General features: G+C 64.5%; 18 protein-coding genes. 2 read left to right on the forward strand and 16 right to left on the reverse strand.

Annotated features, from left to right (window positions below):
* Nucleotides 1-28: 28 nt before the first annotated feature.
* From hflX to ndk, 10 genes are all read right to left on the reverse strand, one after another.
* Nucleotides 29-1285, reverse strand: coding sequence for a GTPase HflX (hflX, locus tag AB4Y31_RS14810; protein ID WP_368675294.1), 1257 nt, complete (start codon nt 1283-1285; stop codon nt 29-31).
* Nucleotides 1286-1359: 74 nt separating this feature from the next.
* The gene (gene hfq, locus AB4Y31_RS14815) at nt 1360-1596 is read right to left on the reverse strand and encodes an RNA chaperone Hfq (protein WP_020566297.1); all 237 of its coding nucleotides are present in this window, start codon (nt 1594-1596) and stop codon (nt 1360-1362) included.
* A gap of 167 nt (nt 1597-1763) precedes the next feature.
* Nucleotides 1764-3101: a ribosome biogenesis GTPase Der gene (der, locus tag AB4Y31_RS14820; RefSeq protein WP_368674571.1), complete on the reverse strand. Its 1338-nt coding sequence runs from the start codon at nt 3099-3101 to the stop codon at nt 1764-1766.
* Between the two features lie 322 nt (nt 3102-3423).
* Nucleotides 3424-4566: an outer membrane protein assembly factor BamB gene (bamB, locus tag AB4Y31_RS14825; protein WP_368674572.1), complete on the reverse strand. Its 1143-nt coding sequence runs from the start codon at nt 4564-4566 to the stop codon at nt 3424-3426.
* Nucleotides 4567-4630: 64 nt separating this feature from the next.
* The gene (locus AB4Y31_RS14830) at nt 4631-5260 is read right to left on the reverse strand and encodes a tetratricopeptide repeat protein (RefSeq protein ID WP_368674573.1); all 630 of its coding nucleotides are present in this window, start codon (nt 5258-5260) and stop codon (nt 4631-4633) included.
* 5 nt (nt 5261-5265) lie between these two features.
* Nucleotides 5266-6606 carry a histidine--tRNA ligase gene (gene hisS, locus AB4Y31_RS14835; protein WP_368674574.1) on the reverse strand — a complete coding sequence of 447 codons (1341 nt, stop codon included), beginning with the start codon at nt 6604-6606 and terminating at the stop codon, nt 5266-5268.
* Nucleotides 6607-6622: 16 nt separating this feature from the next.
* The gene (gene ispG, locus AB4Y31_RS14840; RefSeq protein WP_368674575.1) at nt 6623-7936 is read right to left on the reverse strand and encodes a flavodoxin-dependent (E)-4-hydroxy-3-methylbut-2-enyl-diphosphate synthase; all 1314 of its coding nucleotides are present in this window, start codon (nt 7934-7936) and stop codon (nt 6623-6625) included.
* Nucleotides 7937-8032: 96 nt separating this feature from the next.
* Nucleotides 8033-9232, reverse strand: a complete 1200-nt coding sequence (locus AB4Y31_RS14845; RefSeq protein ID WP_368674576.1) for a helix-turn-helix domain-containing protein — start codon at nt 9230-9232, stop codon at nt 8033-8035.
* A gap of 190 nt (nt 9233-9422) precedes the next feature.
* Entirely contained in the window at nt 9423-10559 is a 1137-nt protein-coding gene (gene rlmN / locus AB4Y31_RS14850; protein ID WP_368674577.1) for a 23S rRNA (adenine(2503)-C(2))-methyltransferase RlmN, read from the reverse strand.
* Between the two features lie 154 nt (nt 10560-10713).
* Nucleotides 10714-11139, reverse strand: coding sequence for a nucleoside-diphosphate kinase (ndk, locus tag AB4Y31_RS14855; protein ID WP_018441628.1), 426 nt, complete (start codon nt 11137-11139; stop codon nt 10714-10716).
* Between the two features lie 290 nt (nt 11140-11429).
* Here ndk and AB4Y31_RS14860 point away from each other — a divergent pair, with 290 nt between their 5' ends.
* The gene (locus AB4Y31_RS14860) at nt 11430-12128 is read left to right on the forward strand and encodes a Bax inhibitor-1/YccA family protein (RefSeq protein ID WP_018441627.1); all 699 of its coding nucleotides are present in this window, start codon (nt 11430-11432) and stop codon (nt 12126-12128) included.
* 55 nt (nt 12129-12183) lie between these two features.
* Here AB4Y31_RS14860 and rlmD read toward each other — a convergent pair whose 3' ends face one another.
* Nucleotides 12184-13599, reverse strand: coding sequence for a 23S rRNA (uracil(1939)-C(5))-methyltransferase RlmD (rlmD, locus tag AB4Y31_RS14865; protein ID WP_368674578.1), 1416 nt, complete (start codon nt 13597-13599; stop codon nt 12184-12186).
* A gap of 80 nt (nt 13600-13679) precedes the next feature.
* On the opposite strand from rlmD, the gene AB4Y31_RS14870 reads away from it, so the two are divergent.
* A complete protein-coding gene (locus AB4Y31_RS14870; protein ID WP_368674579.1) occupies nt 13680-14534 on the forward strand; it encodes an endonuclease/exonuclease/phosphatase family protein in 855 nt (284 codons plus the stop codon).
* A gap of 67 nt (nt 14535-14601) precedes the next feature.
* On the opposite strand, the gene AB4Y31_RS14875 is transcribed toward AB4Y31_RS14870, so the two are convergent.
* From AB4Y31_RS14875 to surE, 5 genes are all read right to left on the reverse strand, one after another.
* Nucleotides 14602-15378 carry a 3'-5' exonuclease gene (locus tag AB4Y31_RS14875; protein ID WP_368674580.1) on the reverse strand — a complete coding sequence of 259 codons (777 nt, stop codon included), beginning with the start codon at nt 15376-15378 and terminating at the stop codon, nt 14602-14604.
* 92 nt (nt 15379-15470) lie between these two features.
* A complete protein-coding gene (gene rpoS / locus AB4Y31_RS14880) occupies nt 15471-16568 on the reverse strand; it encodes an RNA polymerase sigma factor RpoS (protein ID WP_018441623.1) in 1098 nt (365 codons plus the stop codon).
* Between the two features lie 16 nt (nt 16569-16584).
* A complete protein-coding gene (locus AB4Y31_RS14885; protein ID WP_368674581.1) occupies nt 16585-17556 on the reverse strand; it encodes a peptidoglycan DD-metalloendopeptidase family protein in 972 nt (323 codons plus the stop codon).
* A gap of 5 nt (nt 17557-17561) precedes the next feature.
* Nucleotides 17562-18416 carry a protein-L-isoaspartate(D-aspartate) O-methyltransferase gene (locus AB4Y31_RS14890; RefSeq protein ID WP_368675295.1) on the reverse strand — a complete coding sequence of 285 codons (855 nt, stop codon included), beginning with the start codon at nt 18414-18416 and terminating at the stop codon, nt 17562-17564.
* Nucleotides 18413-19171 (reverse strand): 5'/3'-nucleotidase SurE, encoded by a 759-nt coding sequence (gene surE / locus AB4Y31_RS14895; protein ID WP_368674582.1) that lies wholly within the window; start codon nt 19169-19171, stop codon nt 18413-18415. Before surE ends, AB4Y31_RS14890 begins: the two co-directional genes overlap by 4 nt.
* Between the last annotated feature and the right edge of the window lie 129 nt (nt 19172-19300).

Here is a 19300-nt window from a genome sequence, read left to right on the forward strand (position 1 = left end):
TCGTTCGCTCGAGTTGGGAGTAGAGCCTTCAATTTGCCCCGTATGACGTCCCTCTTCGGGACTGAGGTTCGATGGGCGTGTCCCGCCCTGAATCGGAACGCGGCGCCGCCCTCGTTCCGTCGATCCACGTTGCGTCGACGTCCTCGTGCGCGCGACCCGCCGGCTGACCCTCCGGCAGCGCCCGCCCGGTGTCTGAAAGATGTTCGGAGGTGGCGATCTCGGCGATGGCTGCGCGCAACGAATCGAGTCCCTGCCCCGTGCGCGCGCTCAAAAAGACGCGCGAGATATTACCATACTCATCCCGCTCAACCGCCTCCTTGCGCGCCGCCAGCTCAGGCACCGCGTCGATCTTGTTGAAGACGAGCACCTGGCGCACCGCATCGGCGCCGATTTCATGCAGCACTTCGTTCACTTGATCGATCTGATCGAGCCGCACGGCGCTCGATGCGTCGACGACGTGCAACAGCAAGTCCGCATGGATCGTCTCCTCGAGCGTCGCACGAAATGCGGCAACGAGTTGGTGCGGCAGCTCGCGAATGAATCCGACCGTATCGGAAATGACGACCTGCCCGACGTCGTCGCCGAGGAAGACACGCCGCGACGTCGTGTCGAGCGTGGCAAAGAGCTGATCGGCGGCGTAGGCCTGCGCCTTCGTGAGCGCGTTGAACAACGTCGACTTCCCCGCGTTCGTGTAGCCGACCAGCGATACCGACATCGTCCGATTGCGTTGCCGCTGCCGCCGCTGCGTGCCGTGCTGCCGCTGCAGCTTTTCGAGCCGCCCTTTCAGCATCTTGATGCGCTCGCCGATGAGCCGGCGGTCGGTTTCGAGCTGCGTCTCGCCGGGGCCGCGCAAGCCAATCCCGCCCTTTTGCCGTTCGAGGTGAGTCCACGCACGCACGAGCCGCGTGGCCATGTACTGCAGTTGGGCGAGTTCGACCTGCAGCTTGCCCTCGTGCGAACGGGCGCGCTGCGCGAAGATGTCGAGGATCAGGCTCGTGCGATCGACGACGCGCCGGTTAAGCGTCCGCTCCAGATTGCGCTGCTGGGCAGGTGCGAGCGCGTGATTGAAGATGACGATTTCCACGTCGTTCGCTTCGCAGGCGAGGCGCAATTCCTCCGCCTTGCCGCTGCCGACGAACAATGCGGCATCCGGGCTCGAGCGGCGACCGGTGAGCGTAACGGCGGGATGAGCGCCCGCGCTGTGCGCGAGCAGGCTGAGTTCTTCGAGACTGGCTTCGAAGTCGATTTTTCCGAAGTCGATGCCGACGAGCGCTGCGTTGATCAAATCGATGTGCGTCAAAATGAAGCGGCCGGCATGGCGCCGGTTGCCCCGACGTCATGCCGGCCGCTTCCATGGGTTCAGGTCGTTTCGGCGTCCGGGTGGAAGTTGACCGGACGAGCGGGCACTACTGTCGAGATGGCGTGCTTGTACACCATCTGAGTAACGGTATTCCGGAGCAACACGACGTACTGGTCGAACGATTCGATGTTCCCTTGAAGCTTGATGCCGTTCACCAAATAGATCGAGACCGGCACGTGCTCTTTGCGCAGTGCGTTCAGAAACGGGTCTTGTAACAGTTGCCCTTTGTTGCTCATAGCAAACTCCGTCGTTTTTTTGCAGGTTGGATCTGGATTGGCAGCGAAGAAAAAGAAATCCGCTACCAATCGCTACACTATAGCCGATTTTCGATAGCGCACGCGCCGCCTGGCCGTCCGGCCAGGGGCACGAGCAGGCCCCGCCGATCGCTTGTGTGCGCTGCCGCTCAGACCTTTCCAGCGTATGGATTGGTCGACGAGCGAAACTCTATGCGCAATGGAGTCCCGGTCAGCGAGAAAGTTTCTCTGAATCGATTTTCGAGATAGCGTTTGTAGGTGTCGGTCACCGCATCGAGCGCATTGCCGTGGATCACGATGATCGGCGGGTTCTGGCCGCCCTGATGCGCGTAGCGCAGCTTCGGTCGCACGGGGCCGCGCCGCCGCGGCTGCTGAAACTCGACGGCCGCGATCAGCGCGCGCGTGAGCTTCGGCGTCGGCAGCTTCGCCATCGCCGCGGCGTAAGCGTCGTCGACCGAGCGCATCAGCGCGCCGATACCCGTCTTCTCGGTGGCGGAAATGAAGTGGAACTTGGCGAAATCGAGAAACTTCAGCTTGCGCATCATGTCGGCCTTCGTCCGCGCGCGCACATGCTCGTCGAGACCATCCCACTTGTTGACGCCGACCACGAGCGCACGACCCTGCTCGACCACGAAGCCGGCAATGTGGGCGTCCTGGTCGGAAATGTCCTGGCGCGCATCGAGCAGCAAAATGACGACGTTCGCATCGGCGATCGACTGCAGCGTCTTGACGACCGAAAACTTCTCGATCGCCTCGAAGACCTTGCCGCGCCGGCGCAGGCCCGCCGTGTCGATGAGCGTATAGGGCCGCCCCTGCCGTTCGAAATCGACGTAAATGGAATCGCGCGTCGTGCCCGGCATATCGAAAGCGATGACACGCTCCTCGCCGATGAGCGAATTGACGAGCGTCGACTTGCCGACGTTCGGCCGTCCGACGATCGCGATCTTCACGCCGCGCGGCGCCTGGTCCGCTTCCGCTTCTTCGGGATGTCCGGCATAGGCGATCTCGAGCGCGTCGTTGATCGTTTCGGTCACGCCGTCGCCGTGCGCGGCCGAGATCGCGCGCGGATCGCCGAGCCCGAGCTCGTAGAAGTCGGCGGCCACGGCCGTGTACTTCATGCCTTCCGCCTTGTTGACGACGAGCAGGATCGGCCGACCGGTCTTGCGCAAGTAGTCGGCAATGGCCTTGTCCTGCGGCGCAAGCCCGTTGCGGCCGTCGACGATGAAGACGACGACGTCCGACTCCTCCACGGCCTGACGCGTCTGGCGCGCCATCTCGTGCAGGATGCCGTCTTTCGCGACCGGCTCGAAACCGCCCGTATCGACGACGAGATAGGCGCGATCGCCAACTCGCCCCTCGCCGTAGTGGCGATCGCGCGTGAGACCCGGCAAATCGGCGACGAGCGCATCGCGCGAGCGCGTGAGCCGGTTGAACAGCGTGGACTTCCCCACGTTGGGGCGCCCGACGAGGGCAATAACGGGTTTCATGATGTCGTCTAAACAAAGCGCCGGTGCCGGCATCGGCGCAGCGCAGGTAGCGCGCGTTTCGCGTGTGCCGGGACCAACGAGCATGGCATCGGCAGGGAGCCGGTATGCGGCATGGGCCACAGACCAGCGTTCGCTACCAAAAGCAAAACGCGGCGAGCCGGCTTACGCCTCGCCGCAAATTATCACGAGCACGCCGGCGGCGCACTCGAATCGGGGACCGCGCCAGGCAATCCGCCAATCAACGATCGACGAGAGGCCTGTCGCCGAGCGACCGGGTTCCCTTCAGCCGCCGCGGAGGCTCGCGCGAACGCGAAAGCCGCGATCAGCGTGGGCGGAAACCGTAGAGATCGCCGTCGTGCGTCTGCACGACGAGCGTATCGCCGACGATGACGGGCGCCGCCGTGATCGCGCTGCCGTCCGTCTTCACGCGCGCGACGAACGATCCGTCGTCACGCGACAGGAAATGCACGTACCCCTGGAAATCGCCAAAGACAACCGACGGCCCGAGCAGCAACGGCACGCTCAGATCGCGGTTCTTCAGCTTGTCGTTGCGCCAGAGCTGGCGCCCATCGTCGGCCGCGAACGCGGTCACGACGGACCAGTCGTCGGCCGCGGCGACGGTGCCGGTATCCTGCGCCACCCCGCTCGCGCTCGAAAACGGCTTTTCCCAGATAGGCCGTCCCGAATTCGCGTCGAAGCAGCCGATCTTGCCCTGGAAGGTCACGGCGCAACTTTCCGCGCCGACGAGCGTGGGCGCACCGGTCACGTCGTTGATGCGCTCGACCTCGGTCACGCCCTTCGGGAACGACACCGGCGCCTGCCAATAGTCGTCGCCGGTCTTCAAGTTGATCGCCGCGAGCCCACCGCCCGGGAAACCTGCTAGTACGGCGGCGTCCGCCGCGAATGTCATGCCTGCCGAGACGCGCAGATTGAGCGGCACGGCGCGGTTGTGATAAACCCATTTCAATTCGCCCGTCGCGGCGTTGAACGCGCTGATCTGGCCGTCGATCGTCCGCACGACGACGAGACCGTTGCCGACGAGCGGCGGGGAGACGATCTCGCCCGGAACGTTCGACTTCCAGAGCAGTTTGCCGTTGGCATCGAGCACATACACGCCGCCGCGCTCGGCACCGACCGCGGTCATCGTGCCGTCGCTGCCGACACCGGCCGTCAGGTCGGCATGGACCTTCGTGCGCCAGATCTCCTTGCCCGTCTTGCCGTCGATCTTGGCCACGGTGCCGTTCTTACCGGCGGCGTACACCGCATCGCCGACGGCGACCGGCGAGAACAGGTAGCGCCCCGCCTTGCCGACGTCCGCCTTCCATGCGCGCTCGACGGTAAGGGCGGGCTTGAAATCCGTCAGCGGCGTCGGAATGCGGCGCTCGTCCTTCGAGGAACAGGCCGTCATCGCGAGAACGGTCATCGCGCAAGCGACGGGCACGGCAATACGTTTCAGCAAATTCATCGTTGGGCGAAGCATCATCAGGAATGGGTCAATGTGTAGCGAACGGCGTCGGGAAGGCGCTGCTTCAGCTGCCAAGCGCATCGATCTTGAATTGGATCAGCTGACGGCCGGCGGTATCGTTTTTCGCGAGCGAATCGAGCGCAAGCTGATAAGCGGCGCGCGCATCGTCGCGTTTGCCGGCGGCCGCGAGAAGATCGCCACGACGGTCCGCGACGACGCCCTTGAATCCTTCGGGCGGCGTTCCGGCCAACAGCGCGAGCCCCGCATCGTACGACTTCTCGTCGAGCAGAACGGCGGCGAGACGCAGCCTCGCGATTTCCTTGTACTCGTCGTCCTTCGCGTGATCGATGGCCCATTGCAGCTGCGCCTTGGCCCCGGCCGTATCGCCCGCTTCATAAAGCGCCTTGGCAGCGGCAAGCGCCGTCATCTGCGCGTAGGCGGTGCCGCCGTAACGCGATTCCATGTCCGCCGCGTCTCGCGCGACATCGGCCTTATTCTTCGTCGCGACGGCCTGCTGCACCTGCTCGTACAGAATGGCGGCCTGCGCGGCCTCGCGCCGCTGCCAGTAGTTCCAGCCATTCCAGGCCGCGGCGGCGATCAGTGCAATGAGCACGACCCACGTCGCCGCATTCCCCCACTGTGCCCACCAAGCCTTGAAGCTTTCAATCGATTCTTGTTCGTCGTGATAACTCATCCGCGTCAGTCCTCGCCGTCTTCGGCGGTTGCAACCATCGCATTGATTAGAAATTCGGTCAAGTTCTCGACCGGTACCGTGCGTTGTTCGCCTTTCTCGGCCGATCCGCTCGTGTCGCGCAGCGGCTTCACGGCCACGTTGCCGCTGGCGATCTCGTCTTCGCCGAGAATGACCGCGAACGCCGCGCCGCTCGCATCGGCGCGCTTCATTTGCGACTTGAAGCTCGACGGCGCGCCGTCAGGGCTGCAATGGAGAATCACGTCCAGGCCGGTGTCGCGCAAGCGCTCGGCGATGATAAAAGCCTGCTCGCGGGCCGCATCGCCCTGGTGCACGACATAGACATCGCACCCTTCTTCGTGCGGCACGAGGTCGTCTTCCTTCAGCAGCTCGAGAATCCGCTCGACGCCCATCGCCCACCCGCAAGCAGCCGTCGGCTTGCCGCCCAACTGCTCGATGAGCGGATCGTAGCGCCCGCCGGCAGCAACCGTCCCTTGTGCGCCGAGCTTGTCGGTCACCCACTCGAACACGGTCAGATTGTAATAATCGAGACCGCGCACGAGCCGCGGATTGATCGTGAACGGGATGTTGTTCGCCTTCAAGAGGCGCTGCAGCCCCTCGAAGTGCTGGCGCGACTCATCGCCGAGAAAATCGATGAGCTTCGGCGCGTTGCGCGCGATCTCCTGCAGCGCGGGATTCTTGGTATCGAGCACGCGCAGCGGATTCGTGTAGAGGCGCCGCGTCGCATCGGCATCGAGCACGTCGACGTGCTTCTCGAGATATGAGACGAGTTCGACGCGATGCCGAGCGCGCTCTTCGGCGAGGCCGAGCGAGTTGATCTCCAGGCGAATGCCCGTGAGTCCGAGATCGTCCCAAAGCCGCTGACACATGAGGATGATTTCGGCATCGGCATCGGGACCGGCAAAGCCGAGCGCTTCCACGCCCACTTGATGGAACTGGCGGTAGCGCCCGCGTTGCGGTCTTTCGTGACGAAACATCGGCCCGATGTACCAGAGCCGCTTCGGGCCATCGTAGAGCAGGTTGTGCTCGATCGTCGCACGCACCGCCGCGGCCGTGCCCTCCGGCCTGAGCGTCAAATGCTCGCCGTTGAGCGAATCGACGAAGCTGTACATCTCTTTCTCGACGATATCGGTTACCTCGCCGATACCGCGTGTGAAGAGTTGCGTGTGCTCGACGATCGGCGTGCGGATGTTCTGGTATCCGTAGGCGCGCAGCATCGACTTCACGGTGGACTCGAAAAACTCCCAAAGCGCGGCGTCCTGCGGCAGGACGTCGTTCATGCCCTTCACGCCGGCCAGTTTCTCGAGCTTTCGTTTCTGTTCTGTCATCTGTCTTCGTTGACGGTTAACGCGAGGTCGCGGCGACGCTCTCGCGCCCATAGCGGCGCTCGACGTAGTCGCTCACGATCTGCTGGAATTCTTCGGCGATGCGATCGCCGCGCAGCGTCTTCACCTTCTCGCCGTCGATGAAGACGGGAGCCGCGGGGTTTTCGCCCGAGCCCGGCAAGCTGATGCCGATATTGGCGTGTTTCGATTCGCCCGGCCCGTTGACGATGCACCCCATGACGGCGACGTGCATTTTCTCGACGCCGGGATACTGCTCGCGCCAGACCGGCATTTGAGCGCGGAGGTAATTCTGGATCTGCGACGCGAGCTCCTGGAACAGCGTGCTCGTCGTCCGGCCGCAACCCGGGCAGGCGATGACCATCGGCGTGAACGAGCGAAGGCCCATCGTCTGGAGGATCTCCTGAGCGACGACGACTTCACCCGTGCGCGGCGCGCCCGGCTCCGGCGTCAGCGAAATGCGGATCGTGTCGCCGATGCCCTGCTGAAGCAGCACGCCGACCGCCGCCGTCGACGCGACGATACCCTTCGAGCCCATGCCGGCCTCGGTGAGGCCGAGATGCAGCGCAAAGCGGCAGCGGCGAGCGAGCTCGCGATAGACGGCAATGAGGTCCTGGACACCGCTCACCTTGCACGACAGGACGATTCTGTCACGCGCGAGCCCGAGCTCGACCGCGCGCTCGGCCGAGCCGATCGCCGACTGGATCAGCGCCTCGTACATGACGCTCTGCGATTCCCATGGCTCGGCGCGCGCGGCGTTCTCGTCCATCATCCGCGCGAGCAGATCCTGGTCGAGGCTGCCCCAGTTGACGCCGATCCGCACCGGCTTGTCGTAGCGGATCGCGGCCTCGATCATCTGCGCGAACTGCGTATCGCGCTTCGCGCCCTGCCCAACGTTGCCGGGGTTGATCCGGTACTTCGAAAGCGCTTCGGCGCATGCCGGATAGTCGCGCAAAAGCAGATGGCCGTTGTAATGGAAGTCGCCAACGAGCGGAACCGTGACACCCATACGGTCGAGCTGATCGCGAATCGCCGGAACGGCCGCGGCCGCTTCGGGCGTGTTGACCGTGATGCGTACGAGCTCCGAGCCCGCCTGCGCGAGCTCCTTCACCTGGATCGCCGTGCCGATCGCATCGGCCGTGTCCGTGTTCGTCATCGACTGCACGCGCACCGGCGCGTCGCCGCCGATGGTGACGAGCTGGCCGCCCCAGCGGACGTCGACGGCATGCGACACGCGACGTGGCGCTGGACCGCCGAAAACCGGTTCGGAAGAACAAATCTGGCTGCTGCTGTCGGATTGCATCGAAAGACCCATTATTCCGGTTTATGCCACTTGCGTCGCGCGCTCGCGAGACGCGTCACATTCAGAGCGAGCGCACGGAAATTCAGCCGCCGGCGCTCGCATTCGACCTCACGGCAACGAGAAGCGCGACACGTTGCCTTTACCCGTTCCGTACTTGGCCGCGTCGACCTGCTTGCCGTCGAGCATCACCGTTTGGACGCCCGCGCGATTGCCTGCCACGACCTTGAAGGGCTCTTCGCCCTGGATTTCCTTCGTATCGCCCGCGTGGACAATACCGGAGAAGAGTTCCTTGCCGCTCTTGTCCCGCACGCTGAACCAACTATCCTGCGTGACCGTGAAGGCCACCGTCGACACGCCCGGCGCCACCGTTGCACCGGACGCTTCGTTTATCGCTACTGTTTGCGGCGACTGCGCTGCACTCGAGGTTGGCGCGGCCACGACAGCCTTGGCCGGCGACGTCACCGCGGAAGCCTCCGGCATCGTGGCGCCGCTCGAGGCCACTGCCGACGGCGTCGACACCCCGGGCGCCGCCGCTTCGGCCTGCGACGCCGACGCCGCGGCGCCTCCTGCCGATGTCGATGCGGCATTCGTGCCCGCCGCCAGTTGACCACCGCCCGCCTCGCCCGCCGCGTTCGCGTCGGACGCTCCGTTATCGGTGACGATCGCCGTCCCCGATGCGACGGTCTGCCCTTGCCCCGCCGTCGCCGAGGCCTCCCCCGAGCCGACGGCGCTCCCGTTGGCGCTCGCCTTCAGGCGTGCAAGCCAAGCCGGCGATTCGCCGCCGCTGCGCCACATGACGAGGGCGATCAGCGCGACGATGACCGCCGCGACGCCCCACCACCAGGAGCGATGACGCGGCGTGCCGCCGAGGGACACCGATACGCGGCCCCGCGGCAAGTCCGTGCCCGTCGAGGCCGGCATCGAGAGATCCGGCTCGGGCTCGCCTTTGTCGCGTCGCAACGCCTGTGCGAACGGCGCCGGATCGACTCCCAGCATTTTCGCGTAGCTGCGCACCACGCCGAGCGCGAACGTCGTGCCGGGCAGTTGGCTGATGTCTCCCGCCTCGAGCGCGCGCATCTTCGGCACCGGCACCTTCAGCCGCGCCGATACGTCGTCGATCGACCAGCCCTTTGCCTCGCGCAGCTGCGCAAGGCGCATCCCGGCCGCGGCGAGCGTATCGAAAAACGCAGGCCCGGTCGCCTGCGCGCTTCGCGGTGCGCCATTGCCGCCGGCGCCGACCACTGACCCCGATAGTCCTACGCTCGTCTGAGTGCCCTCATTTTCCTGCTGCTGCTGCGGCTCACTCATCCCTGATCCTCGCGTCGATTCTTTCCACCTGTGCGTCCCGGCCGGATTTCACCCCCGCGTCCGGATTCGCAGACCGTTTATAACAAAACTGCGGTAGTTCGTACCGCTTTCATCCTACTTCTTTCATTCATCGCATCGCCGGAGGGCCCCGGTCCACCCCGCCGCTCGACGGGCCCCGATAAGACTGGACTCAAGCGCGATGCACTTCTATGACCTTGCCTGCGCGCCCCGTTCGCTGGGCGAGCCGCGTCCGGTCCTTGACTGCCCCCGCAAGCTGCCCACACGCCGCATCGATGTCGTCACCGCGCGTCTTGCGCACCGTCGTCACGATGCCCGCGTCGATCAGGATTTCGGCAAACCGCTTGATTCGCTCCGGCTTCGAGCGGATCAGGCCCGATTCCGGGAACGGATTGAACGGAATCAAGTTGAATTTGCACGGGACATCGGCCGTTACGGCGAGCAACTCGCGCGCGTGCGCGTCGGTGTCGTTGACGCCGTCGAGCATGCAGTATTCGAACGTGATGAAATCGCGCGGCGCGACGCGCAAATAGCGGCGGCAGGCCGCCATCAGTTCGGCGAGCGGGTACTTCCTGTTGAGCGGCACGAGCTCGTCGCGCAGCGCATCGTTGGGCGCATGCAGCGACACCGCGAGCGCCACCGGCAAGTCGGCGCCGAGTCGATCCATCATCGGCACCACCCCCGAAGTCGACACCGTCACGCGGCGGCGCGACAGTCCGTACGCATTGTCATCGAGCATGAGCGATAGCGCCGGAACGAGCGCGTCGTAGTTGAGCAGCGGCTCTCCCATGCCCATCATCACGACGTTCGTGATGACGCGCTCGCCCTTGCCCTCGGTTGGCTGCCCGCCCCGCGACGCCCGCAGCGCGAATTCCGCCATGCGCAGCTGACCGATGATTTCCGCCGTGGTGAGATTGCGGGAAAAGCCCTGCTTGCCCGTCGAGCAGAACCGGCAGTTGACGGCGCACCCGGCCTGCGACGATACACAAAGCGTGCCGCGCGCTTCCTCCGGGATGAACACGGTTTCCACCGCGTTGCCGTTGCCGACATCGACGAGCCATTTGCGCGTGCCGTCGGCCGAGAGATGATCGCTTACGACGGGCGGCATCGTGATTGCCGCGCGCCCTTTCAGTTTCTCGCGCAGCGATTTCGCGAGGTCGGTCATGCCGTCGAAATCGGCCGCGTTGTACTGGTGGATCCAGCGCTGCAGCTGCTTCGCGCGAAACGACTTCTCGCCGAGGCTCTCGCAATAAGCGATGAGCCCCGGAGCGTCGAGGTCGAGAAGGTTGACGGTGGAACTGCTCGTCATGTCGGATCCTGCTGTTTCAGTACCCCGGTGCCGCATTGCGCATGCCGTCGCACCCGCGGTGATGATTGCGCTGCGCGGTGGGCGCGAAAGCGCGCCCATGTCCGCCTTCGCGCCGATGCGGCCCGGTGCCGTTTCGGCGCGCGACCCGCGCGAATCAGCGCGAGTAGACGTTGGCTTCAGGGAAGAAGAAGGCGATTTCGACGCGTGCCGTTTCGGGCGCATCGGAACCGTGCACCGCATTGGCATCGATGCTGTCGGCAAAGTCCGCGCGGATGGTGCCCTTTTCCGCTTTCTTCGGATCGGTCGCGCCCATGAGGTCGCGGTTCTTCGTGATCGCGTCCTCACCCTCGAGAACCTGGACCATGACCGGGCCGGAGATCATGAATTCGACGAGATCCTTGAAGAACGGCCGCGCCGCGTGAACGGCGTAGAATTTTTCCGCGTCGGCGCGCGACAGATGCACCATGCGAGCGGCGATGACCTTCAAGCCAGCGTTCTCGAAGCGGCTGTAGATCTGACCAATCACGTTCTTTGCCACCGCATCGGGCTTGATAATCGACAGGGTACGCTCGATCGCCATAAAAACTCCAAAAAATTAAGGGGTTACGAATCTTAACGAATCCGCAATTGTAGCATGTTCCGGTGTATGATTGCGATCGAACCCTTTCTCCCGTGAAAGGTCTGAAGCAGTGACGAGCCGCGGGAGAGGTCAGCGCGTCTGAAAACGCTCGAAATTTGCTCGAAAGAGACCACGAGACGTTGAAACTCCGGCGGCCGGTACTTATCTTAGTGTCGGGATGCCGAAGAAATGGGCCGCGTTGGGCGCCCGGGCATCGTCGAACGTTACTGCGTCTTACGCAAGGAGAAAGCATGAACGACTATCCGTACAACTTCGGCCGCGGCGGCGCCATCGCCACGGCGGAAACGCGCAATCGCGTGCTACGGAACACTTATTGGCTGCTCGCGCTGTCGATGGTGCCGACGGTACTCGGAGCGTGGGTCGGTGTCGTGACGGGCTTCTCGCTCTTTGCGGCGACGAGTCCGGCCATGAGCCTGCTGGCGTTCTTCGCGATCGCGTTCGGCTTCATGTTTGCGATCGAGCGGACGAAAAACAGCAGCGTCGGCGTCGTCGTGCTGCTCGGCTTCACGTTCTTCATGGGGCTGATGCTGTCGCGGCTCCTGGCCTTCATCCTCGGTTTCTCGAACGGGCCGTCGCTCATCATGCTCGCATTCGGCGGCACGGGCGTGATTTTCACCGCGATGGCGACGATCGCCACGGTCAGCAAGCGCGACTTCTCGGGTCTCGGCAAGTGGCTCTTCGTCGGCGTGATCGTGCTGCTGCTCGCCATGGTGGCGAACATGTTCCTGCACCTGCCGGCGCTGATGCTGACGGTGTCGGTCCTCGCAATCGCCATTTTCTCGGCCTACATGCTGTTCGATGTCCAGCGCGTCGTGAACGGCGGCGAGACGAACTACATTACGGCCACGCTTGCGATCTACCTCGATCTCTACAACGTGTTCGTGAACCTCTTGTCGCTGCTCGGCATCTTCGGCGGCAACCGCAACTGACCGCGACCTCGGTAAAAAAACCGGCCTTCGGGCCGGTTTTTTTATGCGCTCGCCGTCAACCGCGTTCAAAGAGAGCAATCGATTCGACGTGAGACGTGTGCGGAAACATGTTGACGACCCCTGCGCCCTTCAAGCGATAGCCGGCTTCGTGCACGAGCAGGCCTGCGTCGCGCGCGAGCGTCGCCGGATTGCACGAAACGTAGACGATACGCGCCGGCATCGGCCCCTCTCCGCTTTGCGCAATTTCCGCGAGCGCCTTCGATACGGCAAGTGCCCCCTCGCGCGGCGGATCGATCAGGAACTTGTCGAATGCGCCCAACGCGCGCAGGTCGTCGGCGGTGATCTCGAACAGGTTTCGGCACGCGAACGTCGTATGTCCGTCGACGCCGTTTTCCTTGGCGTTCGCGAGCGCGCGCGCCGTCAGCGTCTCGCTGCCTTCGATGCCCACAACCTCACGCGCGAGACGCGCAAGCGGCAGCGTGAAATTGCCGAGCCCGCAAAAAAGGTCGAGCACGCGGTCGCCGCGCGCCGGCGCCAGCAGCCGCAGGGCGCGGCCGACGAGCACGCGGTTGATCGCATGATTCACCTGCGTGAAATCCGTCGGCTTGAACGGCATCCGGATCCCGAACTCGGGCAACGTATAGTCCAGCTCGACGTCGAGCGGATGAAATGGCACCGCCGTGTCCGGCCCCTTCGGTTGAAGCCAGAACTGCACGCCGTGCTCGTCGGCGAACGCGCGCACCCGCTCCTCGTCGTCCGCGGTGAGCGGCTCCAGTACGCGTAGCACGAGCGCTGTCACGCTCGAGCCGACGGCTACTTCGATCTGCGGCAGCCGGTCACGAATGGTCAGGCTCTCGACGAGCCGTCGCAGCGGCACGAGCAAATCGGAAACATGCGGCGGCAGCACTTCGCAGCTCGTCATGTCGGCCACATAGCTGCTTCTTTTCTCGTGGAACCCGACGAGCACACCGCCCTTCTTCGCCACGTGGCGGACCGTCAGGCGTGCCCGATAACGGTATCCCCACGAGGGACCTTGAATCGGGCGGAACACGGTCTCGGCCCGCACTTTGGCGAGATGCCAGAGATCGTCCTCGAGCACGCGCTGCTTGACCGCGATTTGCGCGCGCGCATCGAGGTGCTGCATCGAACATCCGCCACAGGTGCCAAAAAAGCGACAGCGCGGCGTCGTTCGCATCACGCTCTCGCGCAGCACATCGACGGCCTGAGCCTGCTCGAAGCTCGGCTTCTTGCGATAGCTCGAATAAGTCACCCGCTCGCCAGGCAAGGCGCCTTCGACGAAAATGACCTTGCCGGGCTCGCCCGTCTCCGTCTTCAGACGTCCCACGCCGCGCGCCTCCATGTCGAGCGAGTCCACCTCGAGAATTGGAGCGCGGACGGACTCGGCCGGAGCGGCTTGAGCCGATACGGCGTTTTTGAGCGACTGAACGGGATGGCGGGGAGAGTCGGACACCTGCTTTTTCCTGACGGACGTGGAACGAAAGGCGAGATTGTAGACGAACGGCGCCTTGCGACGGCGCGCGGAGGAACGAGATGCGATTGCTAAGCTGGAATATCCAATGGGGACGCGATGCAAGCGGCGTGGTCGATCTGGGCCGAACGCTCGACGAGGCGCGCCGGATCGTCGATTTCGACGTGCTGGCGCTGCAAGAAGTCACGCGCGGCTTCCGTTCGCTTCCGGGCGGCCCCTCCGACGATCAGTTCGCCGAGCTCGCCGCCGCTTTGCCCGGCTTCACGGTGCTTGAAGCGATCGGCGCCGATCTGCCGCCGCTCGTGCCCGGCGGCGCGCGTCGGCAATTCGGCAACGCGCTCGCCACGCGCTTGCCCGTGGAGCAAGTCATTCGTCATACCTTGCCGTGGCCAGCCGACGAAAATACTCCGTCGATGCAACGCGTTGCGCTGGAGGCCGTGGTGCGCACGCCCATCGAGCCGGTGCGCATCATCGTCACCCACCTCGAATACTATTCGCTCAAGCAGCGCGTCGCGCAAGTGGACGAGTTGAGGCGATTGCAGCTCGAAGCGGCCGCGCATGCCGCACACCCCGCGCCGGCTGAAAATGCGACCGGTCCATTCGCCGGGACGGCGCGCCCCGTGAGCGCGATCGTCTGCGGCGACTTCAACAGCGAGTTCGGCTCGGAGGCTTATCAGCGATTCGTTGCGCCGCTGGCGGGCGCACCCGGCTTCGTCGACGCGTGGACAACGCTTCACCCGGGACATACGCCACCGCCCACGGCGGGCGTTTATGACGTGGAGCAATGGTCGTCTGGGCCGATCGCTTGCGATTTCGTCTTCATCACCGAAGACCTGACGAGCCGGCTTCAACGCTGCGAGATCGATGGCGCGACGCGCGCGTCGGATCACCAGCCGATCGTTCTCGAGCTGCGTTGACGAGCGACGGCTACGTTGACGGACAAGGCGGGCAGCGACATGCACGCGGCGAGACTTCCGCCGCTCGTCAGCAGGCGAACGCCGCCAGATATTCGAGCCAATGCGGACCCGGCTCCTGCGCCAGCGACTGTTTGACGAATACGATCTCGTCGGCATACTCGTTCGCCGTGAACGCGCCTCGCATGAGCTGGAAGCGACAATAGAGCAAGTACGTATTGACGACGTCCGTCTCGCAATAGCTCCGGATTTCCTCGATGCGCCCGTCACGAAATGCCGTCCAGACCTGTCCGCCATCCATGCCGAGCTTGCCCGGAAAGCCGCAAAGTTTCGCGAGCGCATCGAGCGGTGCGTTGGCACGCGCCTGGTACATGGCGAGCACGTCCATCAAGTCGGTATGGCGTGAGTGGTAGCGGCTGATGTAGTTGTTCCACTTGAAATCGCGGTCGTCCTCACCGAGATCCCAGTAGCGCGGCGCACCGATGCCGTGCACGAGCGCGCGATAGTGGAGGACCGGCAAGTCGAAGCCGCCGCCGTTCCACGATACGAGTTGAGGCGTGTACTTTTCGATCACGCGATAGAACGACTGAATCAGCGCGGCCTCGCCGTCCTCCGCGGTGCCGAGCGAGCGCACGCGCAAGCCCGCGCGGTCGCGGAATACGCATGAAATCGCCACCACGCGTTGCAGATAGTGCGGCAGGAAATCGGCGCCCGTTTTTTCGCGGCGCGCCGCAAACGCGTGCTCGGCCACTTGCGCATCGCTCATCGAGTCCGGCAAATCTTCGAGCCGGCGAATGCCGGCGACATCGGGAACCGTCTCGATGTCGAAAACGAGAATAGGCGTCATCCAGGAAATCTGTCTAAACCACGTCGATAAGGTCGAGCCCTGAGCGGCCTACGCGAAGCTCGGTCCTCACACGCCGGCCTCGGCGCAGCGGCTCAAAGCACGGCGTCCTTGCGCACGCCGTTCGAGGCGAAAAACCGCTTGAGCCGCACGAGCGCCTCCTGCTGAATCTGCCGCACGCGCTCGCGTGTGAGGCCCATTTCATCGGCCAACTCTTCGAGCGTCGCGGGCTCGATGTGATTGAGCCCGAAGCGGCGCTCGATCACGTGTCGGTGCTTGTCCGAGAGCCGCGACAGCCAGGCGCGCGTCAGCGTTTCGAGTTCGCGGTGCTGTACCTCGGCGTCGGGCGATTGGCTCTGGTCGTCCGAGAGCAGATCGAGCAGGCTGCTTGCCGGATCGAGATCGAGCGGCGCATCGAGCGAGGCCGTATGCTCGTTGAGCGCGAGGATATCGGTGACTTCGTCCGTCGTTTTACCGGTGAGGTAAGCGATATCGTCGATGCTGGCATCGCGCCGCTCATTGGGCTCACCGGAGTTCATCGAATTCTTTTCGAGGTGGCGCTTTGCGCGCAGCACCTGGTTCAACTCGCGAATGACGTGCACGGGAAGCCGCACCGTGCGCGCCTGATTCATGATCGCGCGCTCGATGCTCTGCCGAATCCACCAGGTCGCGTAAGTCGAGAAGCGGAAGCCGCGCGTCGGGTCGAATTTCTCGATCGCGTGCATCAGCCCGAGGTTGCCCTCCTCGATCAGGTCGAGCAGCGGCACGCCGCGATTCAAATACCCCTTCGCGATACTGACGACGAGCCGCAGGTTGCGCTCGATCATGACTTGCCGCGCCTCGAATTCGCCCGCCTTGGCGAGGCGCGAATAGCGCTGCTCCTCTTCCACCGTCAGCAGCGGCTTTACGCTGATTCGGTTCAGGTAGTGCTGAATCGTGTCAGCAGTGAGCTCCGCCTGCAGAAGCGCCCGGAAATCATCGGGATCGGGGCTCGCCGCGTCACCGACGCGCTCGCGCTCCTCGCCCTCTTCGCCTTCCCCCGCTGGACTCTCGGCGCCGAAATCGGTTTCGGCATCGGCGGCTTCGTCGTCGGCCTCGTTCATCGCAGCGCCCAAGTCCTGCTCAAGATCCTGCCCGGCGCTGGTGAGCGTTTCCGTCTCGGCTTGCTGCTTGCGGCGCTTCGATTTCGGCATAGTCGTATCGCTTCGCTTATTGCGGCGGCAAGTATTTCATCGGATCCACGGGTTTGCCTTGCTGGCGTACCTCGAAGTGCAACATCACCCGATCGGCGTCGCTGTTGCCCATCTCGGCGATCTTCTCGCCTTTGGTCACCGAGTCCCCCTCTTTTACCATCAAACTGCGGTTGTGTGCATACGCTGTCAGAAAGTTTGCGTTGTGCTTGATGATAATGAGATTGCCGTATCCGCGCAGCCCATTTCCTGCATAGACGACGCGGCCATCGGCGGCGGCCTTGACTGGCTCACCCGGCGTGCCGCCGATATTGATGCCCTTGTTGCTCGCATCGTCGAAGCGATCGAGGATCGGCCCGTGCACGGGCCATGTCAATGCGAGGTTTCCTGCGTTCGTGACAGGACCGGGGCCCGTTGCGGTCGTCGCGGGCGGCTGCGGCGGAATCGTCGTTGCCGTGGACGGGCTGCTGCCGTAGATCGGCGGCGCGGCTTTGGCGGAGCTCGAGCCCGCGCTCGGCGCCGTCGCGGGGCCGCTCGACAGCGGTGCGCTCTGCACCGGTCCCCCCACCACAGGCGCCGCCGCGACACCCGGCGTGACGGCCGCTGCGTTCTGTCCCGGCGGCGCGACGCGGAGCAGTTGGCCGACCTCGATCTGATTCGGATTTGCGAGGTTGTTCCAGGCCGCGATGTCGCGATAGTTCTGTCCGTTGTCCAACGCCACGCGATAAAGCGTGTCGCCCGGTTTCACGCGGTAGTAGCCGGGAGGCGGCGGGGCGAGCGGCGCGGCGGCCGCCTGTCCGGCCGGCCCGTTCAGCGTCGAGGCCGGCGACGTCTGCGCGCTCGCCCCGCCCGAGCGGTCCACGACAGGTGCTTGATCGAGTCGCGTCGCGCATGCGGCGAGCGTCGACAAGGCCACCGCGCAAATGACGCGTTCAACGGCGCCCAGACGAGCGTCCATCTTCTTCGTTGGTATCGCGCGCAACGTAAACATCGGTGTCAAATCACTCCGGATTTCAAAGGAACAAAGAAAACGCGATCGAGCTGCGACTCGCGCCATTGGGTCGGCGCGACGCGTTCGACGAGCGTCAGCATCTGCTTGTCGCTGTTCGGAGCCGCGACGGGCGCAACGAGCCGACCGCCTACCGCAAGCTGCTCGACGAGCGCCTGCGGAACGTCGAAGCCGGCCGCTGCAATCACGATCGCGTCGAACGGCGCCGCCGCCGGCAGGCCGATTCGTCCGTCGCCGTAATGCAGACGGATGTTCGGCACGCGCAGCGGCCTCAAGTTGAGCTTGGCTCGCTCGTAAAGCGGCCTGATCCGCTCGATCGAATAGACGTCGCGCGCGAGCCGGCTCAGCACGGCCGCCTGATAGCCGCAGCCGGTGCCGATCTCGAGCACGCGATCGAGGGCACGTCCGCTCGACGCGAGCTCGAGCATGCGCGCCACGACCGAGGGTTTCGAGATCGTCTGCTGGTGGCCGATCGGCAATGCCGAGTCCTCGTAAGCCTGAGCCGCAAGACCGGGATCGACGAACATGTGGCGAGGCACCGCCGACATCGCGCCCAACACGCGCGCGTCGCGAATGCCGTTTGCTCGGAGGCGTTCGACCATGCGCTCGCGCACGCGTTCCGACGTGAGCGCAAGCGTGCTTGCGAGCGCGACGTTCGGCGCCGCCATTTTGTCCGCCGCTTGCGACGCCAGCGTGTCAGCTCGCCGCGAGGCGGACTCGCGCGCGCGCCCTCGCTCGTCGCCGCCGACGGGGGTGCCCGCGGCCGCACCGGTGCGGCCGCGCGGCTTGCGTTCGAGATCGGCAAGCCCTAGGGGAAAACGCTTGGCGCGCTCGCTCGTCATGAAGCGCGACGTCCCGCGCTCGACCATTCGCGCGTTGCTGCGAGCATTTGCGTATGCGTGAGATCGAGCTGGAGCGGCGTGATCGACACACGGCCGTTCGCCAGCGCATGGAAATCCGTCCCCTCGCTTGCATCGAGGGCGGCGCCCGATGGACCGATCCAGTAAATCGGTTCACCGCGCGGATTCGTTTGGCGGATCACCGGTTGCGAAGGGTGGCGCTTCCCGAGACGCGTGACCTCCCAGTCGCCCATCTCCTCGTAGGCGAGGTTCGGAATGTTGACGTTCAGAAGCGGGTGGCCCGGCAGCGGGTGCGCGAGGAAGTGCTCGACGATATCGGCCGCCACGCGCGCCGCGTCCTCGAGGTGCGCCCAATCTTTTTCGACGAGCGAAAAAGCGATGGCCGGCACCCCGAACATCACGCCTTCCGTCGCCGCCGCGACGGTCCCCGAGTACAACGTGTCCTCGCCGACGTTCTGGCCGTTGTTGATGCCGGAGACGACGATGTCGGGCTTGTCGTCGAGCATGCCGGTGAGCGCGATGTGCACCGAATCGGTCGGCGTGCCGTTCACGTAGTAAAAGCCGTTTGCCGAGCGCAGCACCGAGAGCGGCCGCGAAAGCGTGAGCGAGTTGGAGGCGCCGCTGCAGTTCTGCTCGGGCGCCATCACGGTCACGTCGCCGAAGCGCTTGAGCGCCTCATAAAGCGCCGCGAGACCCGGTGCCAGATAGCCGTCGTCGTTGCTGAGTAAGATTCGCATGCGACGATTGTAACCGAGGACATTGCGGCTCTGATCGGCTGTCATGACCGAGCACTGCGGCCGATGTCCCCGTTAACCCACACTCGGGCACGCGTCGGCAAAGGCACGGGCGTTCGTGATCCGCCTCGT

The organism is Trinickia sp. EG282A (assembly GCF_040965455.1).
GTDB lineage: Bacteria > Pseudomonadota > Gammaproteobacteria > Burkholderiales > Burkholderiaceae > Trinickia > Trinickia symbiotica.